12 protein-coding genes are annotated in these 12,810 nt (G+C 67.4%); 8 read left to right on the forward strand and 4 right to left on the reverse strand.

Features of this window, described 5'->3' with window-relative positions; all coding sequences use genetic code 11:
* Both AC5P8Z_RS17890 and AC5P8Z_RS17895 read right to left on the reverse strand, forming a co-directional pair.
* A partial coding sequence (locus tag AC5P8Z_RS17890) for an alpha/beta hydrolase (protein ID WP_495229652.1) occupies positions 1 to 1,418 on the reverse strand: 1,418 nt, incomplete at its 3' end.
* A 68-nt stretch (positions 1,419 to 1,486) separates the two neighbouring features.
* Complete coding sequence (locus AC5P8Z_RS17895; protein WP_495229653.1) at positions 1,487 to 2,689, reverse strand: GGDEF domain-containing protein; 1,203 nt, start codon at positions 2,687 to 2,689, stop codon at positions 1,487 to 1,489.
* Between the two features lie 154 nt (positions 2,690 to 2,843).
* Between AC5P8Z_RS17895 and AC5P8Z_RS17900 the strand changes: the two genes are divergently transcribed.
* From AC5P8Z_RS17900 to AC5P8Z_RS17910, 3 genes are all read left to right on the forward strand, one after another.
* Positions 2,844 to 3,329, forward strand: coding sequence for a DUF1203 domain-containing protein (locus tag AC5P8Z_RS17900; protein ID WP_058979107.1), 486 nt, complete (start codon positions 2,844 to 2,846; stop codon positions 3,327 to 3,329).
* A gap of 233 nt (positions 3,330 to 3,562) precedes the next feature.
* Positions 3,563 to 4,729 carry a lytic polysaccharide monooxygenase gene (locus AC5P8Z_RS17905; RefSeq protein WP_495229654.1) on the forward strand — a complete coding sequence of 389 codons (1,167 nt, stop codon included), beginning with the start codon at positions 3,563 to 3,565 and terminating at the stop codon, positions 4,727 to 4,729.
* A gap of 181 nt (positions 4,730 to 4,910) precedes the next feature.
* Positions 4,911 to 6,074, forward strand: a complete 1,164-nt coding sequence (locus tag AC5P8Z_RS17910) for a lytic polysaccharide monooxygenase (RefSeq protein ID WP_286070318.1) — start codon at positions 4,911 to 4,913, stop codon at positions 6,072 to 6,074.
* A gap of 77 nt (positions 6,075 to 6,151) precedes the next feature.
* Here AC5P8Z_RS17910 and AC5P8Z_RS17915 read toward each other — a convergent pair whose 3' ends face one another.
* Complete coding sequence (locus tag AC5P8Z_RS17915; protein ID WP_286070319.1) at positions 6,152 to 6,901, reverse strand: ferredoxin--NADP reductase; 750 nt, start codon at positions 6,899 to 6,901, stop codon at positions 6,152 to 6,154.
* A gap of 85 nt (positions 6,902 to 6,986) precedes the next feature.
* Between AC5P8Z_RS17915 and AC5P8Z_RS17920 the strand changes: the two genes are divergently transcribed.
* From AC5P8Z_RS17920 to AC5P8Z_RS17940, 5 genes are all read left to right on the forward strand, one after another.
* Positions 6,987 to 7,955 (forward strand): ABC transporter ATP-binding protein, encoded by a 969-nt coding sequence (locus tag AC5P8Z_RS17920; protein ID WP_495229655.1) that lies wholly within the window; start codon positions 6,987 to 6,989, stop codon positions 7,953 to 7,955.
* Positions 7,952 to 8,743: an ABC transporter permease gene (locus tag AC5P8Z_RS17925; protein ID WP_286070320.1), complete on the forward strand. Its 792-nt coding sequence runs from the start codon at positions 7,952 to 7,954 to the stop codon at positions 8,741 to 8,743. The genes AC5P8Z_RS17920 and AC5P8Z_RS17925 overlap by 4 nt, the downstream gene beginning before the upstream one ends.
* A 320-nt stretch (positions 8,744 to 9,063) precedes the next feature.
* On the forward strand, positions 9,064 to 9,822 hold the full coding sequence (locus AC5P8Z_RS17930; protein WP_286070321.1) for a hypothetical protein: 759 nt from the start codon (positions 9,064 to 9,066) through the stop codon (positions 9,820 to 9,822).
* Between the two features lie 196 nt (positions 9,823 to 10,018).
* Positions 10,019 to 10,957 carry a 2-dehydropantoate 2-reductase gene (panE, locus tag AC5P8Z_RS17935; protein ID WP_495229656.1) on the forward strand — a complete coding sequence of 313 codons (939 nt, stop codon included), beginning with the start codon at positions 10,019 to 10,021 and terminating at the stop codon, positions 10,955 to 10,957.
* Positions 10,954 to 11,880 (forward strand): NAD-dependent epimerase/dehydratase family protein, encoded by a 927-nt coding sequence (locus AC5P8Z_RS17940; RefSeq protein WP_495229657.1) that lies wholly within the window; start codon positions 10,954 to 10,956, stop codon positions 11,878 to 11,880. Before panE ends, AC5P8Z_RS17940 begins: the two co-directional genes overlap by 4 nt.
* An 80-nt stretch (positions 11,881 to 11,960) precedes the next feature.
* On the opposite strand, the gene AC5P8Z_RS17945 is transcribed toward AC5P8Z_RS17940, so the two are convergent.
* Positions 11,961 to 12,758 (reverse strand): TatD family hydrolase, encoded by a 798-nt coding sequence (locus AC5P8Z_RS17945; RefSeq protein WP_495229658.1) that lies wholly within the window; start codon positions 12,756 to 12,758, stop codon positions 11,961 to 11,963.
* Positions 12,759 to 12,810 lie beyond the last annotated feature (52 nt).

The following is a 12,810-nucleotide window of genomic DNA, read 5'->3' on the forward strand; positions in this document are numbered from 1 at the left end:
AGCAGGCGCGGCATGCAGCCGGCGTTGAGCGTGCCGTGGCCCTGCCCGCGGGCAACCAGCGCTCGGCCGTTGGGCAGGCCCTTCAGTACCTGCTCGGCGTAGCGCGGCGGGGTGACCGGGTCCAGTTCACCGGAGAGCAGCAGCGCCGGTACGTCACTGCGCAGCGGCACGGCATTGGCGGCTGGTGCCGGCCGGTGCGGCCATGCCGGGCAGGCGGCGAAGAAGGAACTTGCCACGTCGTTGCCGAACAGGCGCTCGGGATCCTCGGCCGGCGCACGGTAGCGCGGCGCATCCTCGCTGCAGATCACCGACCAATGCATGCCGCGGTTGATCTGGAAGTCCATGCTGCGGTTCGCACCACGCGCCAGCGAGGCGAGCGGCGCGTAGCGGCCGTGCGCGGCTTCATCAAGGACCAGCGGCAGCAATGAGGCGTACTGGGGCACGTAGGAAAACGCAAAAGCCAGGCCCACCACGCTGTCCGGTGTCAGCACATCTTCCCGGGTGTCGTAGGTGCCGGGATCGCGATACTCGACCGAAACCGGCGCACGGCGCAGGGTCTCGACCACGCTGCGCAGCTGCGCACGGGTATCGGTCGGGAAGCGCTTGCTGCATGCAGCGTCCTTGCGGCACTGCGCCGACTGCAGGGCGATCGCGTTTTCGAACGTCCTGGCGAAATCGCCGCCCACCACCAGCTCATTCGGCACCACGCCATCGATGACAATGCTGCGGGTGTGCTGTGGATAGGTACCCGCATAGCGCTGGGCCACGCGGGTGCCGTAGGACGCACCGATCAGATTGATCCGGTCAACACCCAAGGCCTGGCGGACTGCGTCCAGATCAGCAATGGCTTCGCTGGTGGTGTAGAAACGTGCGTCCGCACGCCCCTGCAGGGAAGCCGCGCATCGCTGGGCATAGTCGCGCAGCGAGGCCTCGGAGGGCGCCTCGTTTTCGTCCAGCTGCAATTCCTTGCCGTCGGCGCCCAGGCAGCTGAGCGGGTTGGAGCCGCCGGTGCCGCGCTGGTCGATCAGGAACACGTCGCGTTGCTTGCGCACCTGGCGCAGGGCGCTATCGACGATGACGGCCACCTCGCTGGCGGCCTGGCCGGGGCCGCCGGCCAGGAAGAACACCGGATCGGGCTGGCTGCTGCCGTCGCCGGATTCCAGCCAGGCGATGCGCAGGCCGATGCTGCGGCCTTCGGGATGGGCGCGATCCTCCGGCACCTGCAGGGTGGCGCACTGGGCTTCCACGTTGGCGCTGGCGCCGACGGTGGACAAGGTGCAGGGCTGGAAGCCGATCGTGCCGAAGCGGCGGTTGGGCGCGTCGGTGCTGCCCTTCGCGTCGACAGACGACGTTTGGCTGCAACCGGCAAGCATCAGGCTGGCCAGCATTCCGGCCAGCGCGAGGTGGTGTCTTTGCATCGTGCGTGTTTCCCCTGGAGGACGTTCCTGCCGACCACGACGGGCTGCCGCGGAAGATGTGACCCAACTTACACGGGCAGCGCGTCGGCGGCGATGGGCAGAGGCGGATTCCCGGCCGCTACGGCGCAGGCCAGGCGATCGCGGCCCTCGGCCTTGGCCCGGTACAGCGCCGCATCGGCCGCAGCCAGCAGCGCGGACAGGTCGCCTTGGCCTTCGTCCATGGCGAGGCCGATGCTGGCGGTGACCGTCACCGGTCCGGTGGCCAGACGCGCCGGGCACCGCTGCAGAGCGGCACGGATCGCTTCGGCCCCTGCCATTGCGTCGTCCTGCCTGCTGCCGGCCAGCACCAGCACGAACTCCTCACCGCCGTAACGGCCCAGCAGGGCGTCGTGGCCCGGTGCACAGCGCTGCAGCACCGCTGCGAAATGGCGCAGTACCTCGTCACCGGCCAGATGGCCCCAGCGGTCATTGATCTGCTTGAAGTGATCGACATCCACCAGCAGCAGCGCCAGTGGCCGCCCTTGTCGACGCAGGTTCTGCAGACGCACCTGGCCATCGGCCAGCACGGCACCGCGGTTGAGCAGGCCGGTCAGGCCGTCGGTGCGCGCCGCATGCCGCAGGTCGACCAGCATCCGCTCGACCAGCAGCAGCACCATCGCGAAGCAGCGCGCCAGTTCCAGCATCACTCCGGCGATATAGGTGGCGAACATCGGCGAACCGGTGCGCATGATGTCCTCGCCGGCATCCGGGGCCACCGGCAGGAACAGGCGCACGGCATACAGGGTGGCTTCGGCCAGGAACACCGCCGCGGCCAACCGGCAACTGGTGCGTTGCTGGGCCGGGGCATGGCGCAGCAGCAGCCATGCAATCCAGCCATCGACAACCAGCGCGAACACGCTGAATACCTGCAGGCGCATGCCAAGGTTCGGCCACAGCACCAGGAAGGCGAAGATGCAGGCCATGAAAGCGGCCGCCATCAACAACGGCCGCCACGGCGGCAACGGCTGCTCCAGGTGCAGCGCCACGCCGCGCAGCATCATCAGCGCGCAGCCGGCCATCGCTGCATTGCCGGCCAGCACGGCCGGCACCAGTGGCAGATAGGGGCGCAGCGCCAGCAGGGTCACGCCCAGGGTCAGCAGCCACAGGCTGGCGGTCCACTGGCGCAGCACCGGCTGACCGCGCAGCACGACCAGCAGCAGCGAGAACCCCACGGCAATGCCGATGCAGAGCAGGAAGCCAAGCACGGTGATGGTGCGGAAATCCAGGGACATGCAGCGCTCGTCGGCCGGGGCGGCGCGCGCATCTTAGCGCCTTGCAGCGCGATTCCCGTGGTGTTCCCCGGCTTGAGGGGGATGCCGGGTCTGAAAACGGCGAGCAGGACGACCGGCGCATGCGCAGAATCCGCGCACAACCCAGGAGACGCCCATGCACGCGTGGTACCTCGGTGGCATCGACCACCGCCCCTTCCTGCCCCTGTTCGAGATGAGTGACAACGCGCTGGCGGCACTGGGAATCCAGCGCCGCTGGGCAGGCGATTCGGGAGGACACCCTTGCCGGATCAGCCTGAGCGATGCTCCCTGCGGCAGCGAACTGCTCCTGCTGTCCCATGTGCACCTGCCGTTGCACTCGCCCTATCGCGCCTCCGGCCCGATCTTCGTGCAGCGCGGCGTGACCCGTTGCGTACTGCCCGCCGGGGAAGTGCCGCCTTATGTGCAGCGCCGCATGATTTCGTTGCGTGCCTACGACCGCGCAGCGCTGATGCGCAGTGCGCAGGTCTGCGCCGGCTCCGAGGTTGCCACCCAGCTGGACACGATCTTCGCCGATCCAGCGGTGGCCTTCGTCCAGCTGCACAACGCAGCGCATGGCTGCTTCTCATGCCAGGCAGATCGGGTCGGCATCAACGCCACGTAGCGCCACCTCCATGACGTGATCGATGGCACGCCGATCGCGTGACCGCTGGCGCATCCGTTCAGCACCGCGTGAAGCCTGCGGGAAAGGCTTCACATGCACAGTCACGGATCGGCATTTCCAGGGTTCCGCCGCCCGCACCACGACTCGATACTCGCGGTGGTGCCGCCGCAAGTCCGCCGCGCAGCGCAACGCCTGCGGTCACCGTTCCCTTTCGACGACCACAAGGATGCGCCATGTCATTCCGAACCACACCGTTGCTGCTGACCACCGCGTTCGCCGCAGCAGGCCTCGGCCTGGCCGGCACTGCAGCCGCCCACGGCACCATGACCACGCCGGTCAGCCGTGTCTATGCCTGCTTCCAGGGCAATCCCGAGAACCCGACCAACCCGGCCTGTGCCGCCGCCAAGGCGATCGGCGGCTCGCAGGCGTTCTACGACTGGAATGGCATCAACCAGGCCAACGCCAATGGCAACCACCAGGCGGTGGTGCCCGATGGCAAGCTGTGCAGCGGCAACAACCCGACCTTCCGCGGCCTGGACGTGGACCGCAGCGACTGGCAGACCACGCCGATCCAGCCTGATGCCAATGGCAGATTCACCTTCGTGTTCAAGGCCACCGCGCCGCATGCCACGCGCGACTGGCGCTTCTTCGTCACCCGCGAAGGCTGGCAGCCGGGCAGCCCCTTGCGCTGGGCCGACCTGCAGGAATTCTGCACGCTGGGCAATACGCCGCTGTCGGCCGATGGCACCTACAAGCTGCAGTGCACGTTGCCGCAGCGCAGCGGCCAGCACGTGATCTACAACACCTGGCAGCGCTCGGATTCGACCGAAGCGTTCTACACCTGCATGGACGTGCGCTTCCAGGGCGGCGGCACCACGCCAGCGCCGCAATGGCAGGATGCCGGCCCGGTCACTGCGCGCGGTGAGCTGCCGGTCGGCACGACGCTGGCGCTGCGCGTGTTCAACGCCAACGGCAACGATGTCGAGCGCGTGGAGGCCACCCTGGCCAGCGGCCAGACAGCCCCGGCACAGTGGCCGCTGGTGCTGGCACGCAAGGTCAATGCCGATGCACAGCATGCGCGGCTGGGTGTGCTCAGCAACGGCGTGATCACGCCCACCGCATCGGCCACCGCCAACCGTGTGTACCTGAAGGACGGCAACCGCTTCCAGCTCGACACCAAGGTGCCGGGCCCGGGCACGCCGTCGCCGGGCGGTGATTTCGACCATGTGTACCCGGCCGGTCTTGGCAGCTATACGCCCGGCCAGACCGTGGTGAAGGGCACCGACGGCAAGCTGTACGCCTGCCGTCCCTTCCCGGAAGGCGCCTGGTGCAACGTCAATGCAGAGGCCTACCGTCCTGGCACCGGCGCTGCCTGGCGGGATGCCTGGATCGCGTACTGAGACCGGGTGCAAGGAACGGTGGCAGAGCACCGTTCCCTGCAAAGTGTGAGATGCGCTGGCAGGCGAGTGTGAAGTCACTCCCACGCCACACAACGCAACGCGTTTTTCAAAGTAATCCGATGGATACCGGCAGCCGGGATGCCGAGACTTCGCGGGGTTCCACCACCCAAAGGAAATCTCAATGCATCTTTCCCAGCGGGCCGTCCTCGCGCTGTCCGTGATCGCCGGCGTAGCCGCTTCAGGCAGCGCGTTCGCCCACGGCACCCTGTCCAAGCCCTCCAGCCGCGTCTATTCCTGCTACCAGGGAAATCCTGAAAACCCGACCAATCCGGCCTGCGCCGCCGCCAAACACGTCGGGGGTGCGCAGCCGTTCTATGACTGGGCCGGCGTCAACCAGGCCAACGCCAACGGCAACCATCAAGCGGTGGTTCCAGATGGAGAGTTGTGCAGCGGCGGCAACAGCAAGTACCGCGGCCTCGATCTGAACCGCAGTGACTGGCCGACCTCGCCGATCCGCGCCGATTCGCATGGGCGTTACACCTTCGAGTTCAAGGCGCCGGCCCCGCATGCCACCCGCGAGTGGAAGTTCTACGTCACCCGCGACGGTTGGCAGCCGGGCAGCCCGTTGCGCTGGGCCGACCTGGAAGCGTTCTGCACGCTGGGCAACGTGCCGGTTTCCGGCGACGTCTACAAGCTGGATTGCCCGCTGCCCAAGCGTAGCGGCCAACACGTCATCTACAACACCTGGCAGCGCTCGGATTCCGGTGAAGCGTTCTATACCTGCGCGGACGTGCGCTTCGAGGGGGGCGGTGGCGTGACCCCACCGCCGCAGTGGCAGGATGCAGGCCCGGTCACGGCTCGCGGTGCGCTGGACGTGGGCACCACCGTGACCCTGCGCGTCTTCAACGACCAGGGCAACGACTTGGAACGCCCGGAGATCACCTTGGCCGCAGGTCAGACCGCTGCGAACCAGTGGCCGCTGGCGCTGGCCCGCAAGGTCAACGCCAGCGCACAGCATGCCCGCGTGGGTGTGTTGAAGAATGGCGTGATCACGCCGGTGGCATCGGCTACCGAGAACCGCGTGTACCTGACACCGGGCCACCTGTTCCAGCTCGATACCCGGGTGCCGGATCCGGATCCGGTCGATCCGCCGCCCGGCGACTACGACTTCGTGTACCCGGCCGGTCTCGGCAGCTACATCCCCGGCCAGACCGTCGTGAAGGGCACCGACGGCAAGCTGTACGCATGCCGCCCGTTCCCGGAAGGCGCCTGGTGCAACATCAATGCCGAGGCCTACCGTCCGGGCACCGGTTCTGCGTGGCGGGATGCCTGGATCGCATACTGAGGCAGGCTACGGGGGCGGCATGAGGCCGCCTCCGGTTCATCAGGAGGTTGCCGGCCAGCGGCCGGCACCACCCTGGCCTACTTGCTGCTGACGTACTTCTCGCGGCGGATCTGCGGGTTGCCCAGGCCAGCCGCCTTGAGCAGCTCGGCGCAGGCATCGACCATGTCCGGGTTGCCGCACAGGTAGGCGATGTCGGTGGCCGGGTCCGGCGTGAAGGCGGCCAACGCCTGCTGCACGTAGCCATGCTGCACGTCCGGGTGAGCATCGGCCGGCAGTTCCCGCGACAGGCATGGAACATAACGGAAGTTCGGGTGCTTTTCGGCGAAGCTGTAGAAATCTCCGCTGTACAGCAGCTCGCCCGGGCTGCGCGCGCCCTGCAGCAGCACGATCTGTACGCCGCGCTCGGCCATGGCCGTTTCCAGCAGCGGCAGCATCGAGCGGTACGGGGTGACGCCGGTGCCGGTGGCGATCAGCAGGTAGCGGGCGTTGTGGTCGCCTGGGTTCAGGCAGAATCGGCCGTACGGGCCGGACGCGCTGACCTGGCTGCCCTGCTCCAGTGCCTCGAACAGGGCCGTGGCGGCGCCACCGGGCACGAAACTGACCGCGATGTCCACCGCCTCGCCTGGGCCCAGCGCGTGGTCGTGGATGGTCGCCAGCGAGTAGCTGCGCTTGGTTTCGGTGCCGTCGGCGTAGCTGAAATGGACCTGGATGAACTGGCCGGGCTGGAAATCCAGCGGCTGTCCATCGTCACGCACGAACTGGTAGTGGCCGACGGTCGGGGCCAGCATGCGGCAGCCGACCAGCTTGAGGGGGAATTGAACAGGCACGACTTTTCGGGACAGTGTGTAGCCGGGGCAAGCCCTCGGGGTCTTCTATAATAGCCCCTCCCCGCCCCCTCTCCAGCGCCAGCCCATGGGCGCGAAGGCTTCGAGCTTGGCATCCCAGAACGATACGGCGCCCGCCCTGCGCGTGCGCGACCTGCGCAAGACCTACGACAACGGCACCCAGGCCCTCAAGGGCGTGTCCCTGGAAGTGGCCCCGGGCGACTTCTTCGCCCTGCTCGGCCCCAACGGCGCCGGCAAGTCGACCCTGATCGGCATCATCAGCTCCCTGGTCAACCTCAGCGAGGGCCAGGTGGAGGTGTTCGGCAGCGACCTGGTGCGCAACCGCAGCGCCACCATGCGCCTGATCGGGCTGGTGCCGCAGGAGATCAACTTCAACCTGTTCGAGAAGCCGTTCGACATCCTGGTGAACTACGCCGGTTTCTACGGCGTGCCGCGCGAGGAAGCCGAGCAGCGCGCCGAAGAGGAACTCAAGCGCGCGCACCTGTGGGAAAAGGCCCAGGTGATGAGCCGCACGCTGTCCGGCGGCATGAAGCGCCGGCTGATGATCGCCCGCGCGATGATGACCCGCCCGCGCCTGCTGATCCTGGACGAACCGACCGCCGGCGTGGACATCGAGATCCGCCGCGACATGTGGCGCGTGCTGAAGGAGATCAATGCCGCCGGCACCACGATCATCCTCACCACGCACTACCTGGAAGAAGCCGAGTACCTGTGCCGCCACCTGGCGATCATCAACCACGGCCAGATCGTCGAGCAGGGCCCGATGCGCGCGCTGCTGGCCAAGCTGGACGTGGAAGGCTTCCTGCTGGATATCGACGGTGAGCTGCCGGCGCAGCTGCCGGTGATCGAAGGCGCGACCCTGACCGCCCCCGACCCGCATACGCTGGACATCGACATGCCGCGCGCGATGGATCTCAACGGCGTGTTCGCCACGCTGAACGAGGCTGGCATCCGCGTGCGTTCGATGCGTACCAAGAGCAACCGCCTGGAGGAGCTGTTCGTGCGCCTCACCGGCAACCTGGAGACTTCCGCATGAGCACCACCGAGCTGACCGACGGCCAGCGCAACCGCGTCGCGCTGATGACCATCGTGCGCCGCGAAGTCGCCCGCATCATGCGCATCTGGGGCCAGACCCTGGTACCGCCGGCGATCACCATGACCCTGTACTTCCTGATCTTCGGCAACCTGATCGGGTCGCGCGTGGGTGACATGGGCGGCTACAGCTACATGCAGTTCATCGTACCGGGGCTGGTGATGATGAGCGTGATCCAGAACAGCTACGGCAACATCAGTTCCTCGTTCTTCGGTGCCAAGTTCGGCCGCCACGTGGAAGAGCTGCTGGTCAGCCCGATGCCGAACTGGGTGATCCTGTGGGGCTACGTGGCCGGCGCCGTGCTGCGCGGCCTGATGGTGGGCGTGATCGTGCTGATCATCGCGATGTTCTTCACCCCGGTGCGCATTCCGCATCCGCTGGTGATGCTGACCACGGTGATCCTGGGCGCGACGATCTTCTCGCTGGCCGGTTTCATCAACGCGGTGTATGCGAAGAAATTCGACGACGTGGCGATCGTGCCGACCTTCATCCTGACCCCGCTGACCTACCTGGGCGGCGTGTTCTATTCGGTGAAGCTGCTGCCGGGCTGGGCCGAAGCGGCCACGCATGCGAACCCGATCTTCTACATGGTCAATGCGTTCCGCTATGGCCTGCTGGGCAGCAGCGATGTGCCGCTGCCGGTGGCGTACGGCCTGATGATCGGCTTTGTGGTGGTGCTGACGGCGCTGGCGCTGTGGCTGCTGCGCCGCGGTGTCGGCATGCGCAGCTGAGTTTTGCGTGCAGGGCCTGCGGCCCTGCACCCGCTGAGTAGTGCCGGCCGCTGGCCGCCGACAGCCAAGGCGGAAGCAGCATGAGTTGGGCGGGACGGTGTGGGGATGCAGGACACGCCGTAAACCCGTCCGTGGGGGCTCAATGGCGCCATCCATGGCGCCAACGGTCCTGCATCCCCACACCGTCCCACCCCTGATAGTTTCCTTCCGTCGGTAGGTGTCGACCTTGGCCGGCACGATGGATCCACGCCACGCGTGGATGAAGCGTCCCAAGCCGATGCTCGGCTCTTTTCGTTCGGGATTGCGGCTAGGCTGTGGCGATGAAGATCACTTCCATTCCGTTGGACAAGGCCGTGTCGGACGGTCCCATCGATGCCTTCAGCCATGTGGTGCTGGGCGATTCGCCCACGTTGGATGAGGTGCTGGATTGCCTGGCGTCGCTGCATGTGGCCAATCCCCGCCATCGCTATCTGTGCACGCTCGACGATGTCGGTCAGTGCCGTTACACCAGCATGCACGCGTCCGACGACGAGCGCATCGCACTTTATGAGGACGAAGAGCCGGCGACCCCCGAAGATGCGTTGGCGGCACGTGAGCGGTTGCTGGCGCATGTCGTCGCGCAGCTCGAACATTCCTCTCATCGGCTGGAATGGACCACCCTGCCGGGTACCTTGCTGTGCAATGACGCAGACATCGAGGCGCTGGTCACGGCCAATGCCGCACCCGACCTCATCGTCGACGAAGCCGTCTGCGTACAGCAGGTGCCGGTGGACCGCGACGACCTGCTGATTGCCGCCCTGCCCAACGGCTACTTCAGCGCGGACTGGGACATCTTCCAGAACCATGCCCTGATACGGCACCTGCAGAAGCGCTACGACTACCGCCTGTTCGGACTCGGCGCATCGTGGCTCGGCTTCCAGCGCAACCGCTCGCCATCGCCAGCAGAGGCGAACGCGTTGGTGGCGGACCTGCAGCGCGTCTATGCCGCAGGAACGGACAATGCCTGGTCACAACTGGCTGCGACGCTGGCCACCCGAACCACGCTTCTATTGGGATACACCGAAGACTTCAGCGAGTAGCTGCCCTGAGCACCGCTCCACTCGAGCGAGCGCAGCGAGCGACCTGCTTCCGCTCTTGATCCGGTTCCCGTGGTGGCCGCGCCCGGCGAACCCCGATGAACAGTGCTTTCCGCGAACCACCACGAGGGGCTCAGCCGCCCGCTGCAATCTCCGGCACAATCGCAGTTCTGATTCCCCCAGAAACGGTGAACGTGCAATGCGCATCCTGATCCTCGGCGCCGGCGGTACCGGCGGTTACTTCGGTGGTCGCCTGGCCCAGGCCGGCGTGGACGTGACCTTCCTCGTGCGCCCCGCCCGCGCAGCGCAGCTGGACCGCGATGGCCTGGTCATCCGCAGCCCGATCGGCGATGCCTGCTTCCCGGTGCAGCACGTGACCGCCGAGGCACTGCCCGCGCTCGCCGCGCAGAAACCGTTCGATCTGGTCATTCTCAGCTGCAAGGCCTACGACCTGGACAGTTCGATCGATGCGATCGCCCCGGCCGTGGGTGAGAACACCACAGTGCTGCCCATCCTCAACGGCCTGCATCACTACAACGCGCTGGATGCGCGCTTCGGCCGCGAGGCGGTGCTGGGCGGCCTGTGCTTCATCAGCGCCACCAAGGCCGCCGACGGCGCCGTGCTGCACCTGGGCAAGCCGGCCAAGCTCACCTTCGGCGAGCGCGATGGCGGCGCGATTTCCCCGCGCGTGCGCGCCTTCGCTGCCGCCTGCTCACAGGCCAATCTTGATCACCTTGCCAGCGAGCGCATCGGCCAGGAGCAATGGATCAAGTACACCTTCCTGACCGCGCTGGCCGCAGCCACCTGCCTGCTGCGTGCGGACATCGGCACCATTGTCGCCACCGATGATGGCCAAGCCATCGTGCGCGGCCTGTACGACGAATGCCTGGCCGTGGCCGAAGCCGCCGGTGAACCGATTCCTGACAGCGCGCAGGACACCGCGCGCGGCACCTTGACCCAGGCCGGATCTGCGCTGAAGGCGTCGATGCTGCGCGATCTGGAGGCCGGTCAGCAGGTGGAAGCCGAGCAGATCGTCGGCGACATGCTGGCGCGTGCGCGCAAGGCCGACCAGGAAGGCCTGTTGCTGCAGGTCGCCTACAGCAGCCTGCAGGCCTACCAGGCCCAGCGCGTCGCGTGAGCCTCGCGCTGCAGGCTGGCGCACTGCCGGCGCGGGTGCTGATCCTCGGCCTGGGCTGGAGTGGCCGCGTGTTGGCCGCGCAGCTGCGGGCGCGCGGCGTGCAGGTTACTGGGACGGTGCGCGATCCGGCAGCGGCGCCCGATGACGGTCTTCGTCGGTATCGGTTGCAGGCCGACACCGCGCCTTCGCCCGATCTGCTCGAGGAGATCGCACACGCCGAGGCCGTGCTGTGCAGCGTGCCGCCCGATGCCGAGGGCGACCCTGCCTTGCGGCGGCTGCTGCCCGCGCTGTTGGCCAGCCCGGCCCTGCGCTGGGTCGGCTATCTGTCGTCCACATCGGTGTATGACGACCGCGCTGGCGGTTGGATCGACGAAACCAGCGCCGCAGATGCCACCGGGGCCGTCGGTGTGCAGCGCCTGCTCGCGGAAGCCCAGTGGCGTGCACTGGCCCGGCAACGCGGCATCGCCTCGGCGGTGTTCCGCCTTCCGGGTCTCTATGGGCCGGGGCGCAATGCGCTGCTGCAGCTGTCGCAGGGCCGCGCACGCCATGTGGTTCGCCCCGGCCTGGTGTTCAACCGCCTGCATGTGCAGGATCTTGCCGCGGTCATCATCGCCGCGCTGCAGCGACCCACGGCGCAAGGGTTGTACCTGCCCAGCGACGACGAGCCGGCACCGCCGCAGCACGTGCTGGCCTTCGCCGCACAGCTGGGTGGGTTTGCGATGCCACCGGCCGTGGCCTGGGATGACCCGGCACTGAGCCCGGCGCTGCGGCGCTTCTACGCGAGCAACAAGCGCATCAACAGCCGGGGCACGCGTGAAGCACTGGGGTGGGCACCGCGGTTTCCGACGTATCGGGAAGGGCTGACGGATCTTGCCGCTTCGCTCGCCGGGCACGGCCCGGCGCTACCGGACAGCGCTTCGTAGAGCCGAGCCCATGCTCGGCTGCTCTCCCGGTATCCGTCGCGCTGCGTGCGATGAGCCGAGCATGGGCTCGGCTCTACGGATCAACCCACGTCGGGCAGGCGGAAGAACGTGCGCGCGGCCGCCGTGGCATTGGCCGCGGTCACCGCAACGTCCTCGCCACGATCACGTGCCAGCTCTTCCACGATGTGCGACAGGAACATCGGTTCGTTGCGGCGGTCCTTCGGCATCGGTTTCAGCGTGCGCGGCAGCAGGTACGGCGCGTCGGTCTCGATCATCAGTCGATCGGCGGGGATGTTCTTCACCAGTTCTCGCAGGTGCGCGCCACGGCGCTCATCACACAGCCAGCCGGTGATGCCGATGTACCAGTCCTGGTCCAGGTAGTCGAACAGTTCGTCGCGCTCACCTGTGAAGCAATGCACCACCGCCGGGCCGATACGACCTTCGACGTTCTTCATCTGTGCCATGAAATCGGCATGCGCATCGCGCTGGTGCAGGAACAGCGGCTTTCCATTCTCCGCGGCCAGCTGCAGCTGGCGCTCGAACGCGCGGTGCTGGGCCGGGCGCGGCGAGAAATCACGGAAGTAGTCCAGCCCGCACTCACCCACCGCCACCACTTCCCGGTGAGCGTGCAGCGCGCGCATCTCGGCATCGCATTCGTCGGTGTATTCCACCGCATGATGCGGGTGCACGCCGGCGGTGGCATACAGGAAGCCCGGATGCTGCTGCGCCAGCTGCAGGGCCAGCGGCGAGTGCTCGCGGCTGGCGCCGGTGATGACCATCTGCGCCACGCCGGCCTGGCGCGCGCGGTCCAGCACGGCGTCACGGTCGCGGTCGAAGGAATCGTGGGTCAGGTTGGCGCCGATATCGATCAGGTGCATGGTCATCGCGTGGGAAAAGTGCCCGCGCATTGTACCTGCGCCCGCCGTGGCC

This window comes from Stenotrophomonas sp. YJH_SMC_17, assembly GCF_059371655.1.

Coding starts and splice junctions, on each gene's coding strand:
- AC5P8Z_RS17895 (WP_495229653.1), bottom strand. CDS start 2,689: ATGTCCCTGGATTTCCGCACCATCACCGTGCTTGGCTTCCTGCTCTGC.
- AC5P8Z_RS17900 (WP_058979107.1), top strand. CDS start 2,844: ATGCACGCGTGGTACCTCGGTGGCATCGACCACCGCCCCTTCCTGCCC.
- AC5P8Z_RS17925 (WP_286070320.1), top strand. CDS start 7,952: ATGAGCACCACCGAGCTGACCGACGGCCAGCGCAACCGCGTCGCGCTG.
- AC5P8Z_RS17930 (WP_286070321.1), top strand. CDS start 9,064: ATGAAGATCACTTCCATTCCGTTGGACAAGGCCGTGTCGGACGGTCCC.
- AC5P8Z_RS17905 (WP_495229654.1), top strand. CDS start 3,563: ATGTCATTCCGAACCACACCGTTGCTGCTGACCACCGCGTTCGCCGCA.
- AC5P8Z_RS17920 (WP_495229655.1), top strand. CDS start 6,987: ATGGGCGCGAAGGCTTCGAGCTTGGCATCCCAGAACGATACGGCGCCC.
- panE (WP_495229656.1), top strand. CDS start 10,019: ATGCGCATCCTGATCCTCGGCGCCGGCGGTACCGGCGGTTACTTCGGT.
- AC5P8Z_RS17945 (WP_495229658.1), bottom strand. CDS start 12,758: ATGCACCTGATCGATATCGGCGCCAACCTGACCCACGATTCCTTCGAC.
- AC5P8Z_RS17910 (WP_286070318.1), top strand. CDS start 4,911: ATGCATCTTTCCCAGCGGGCCGTCCTCGCGCTGTCCGTGATCGCCGGC.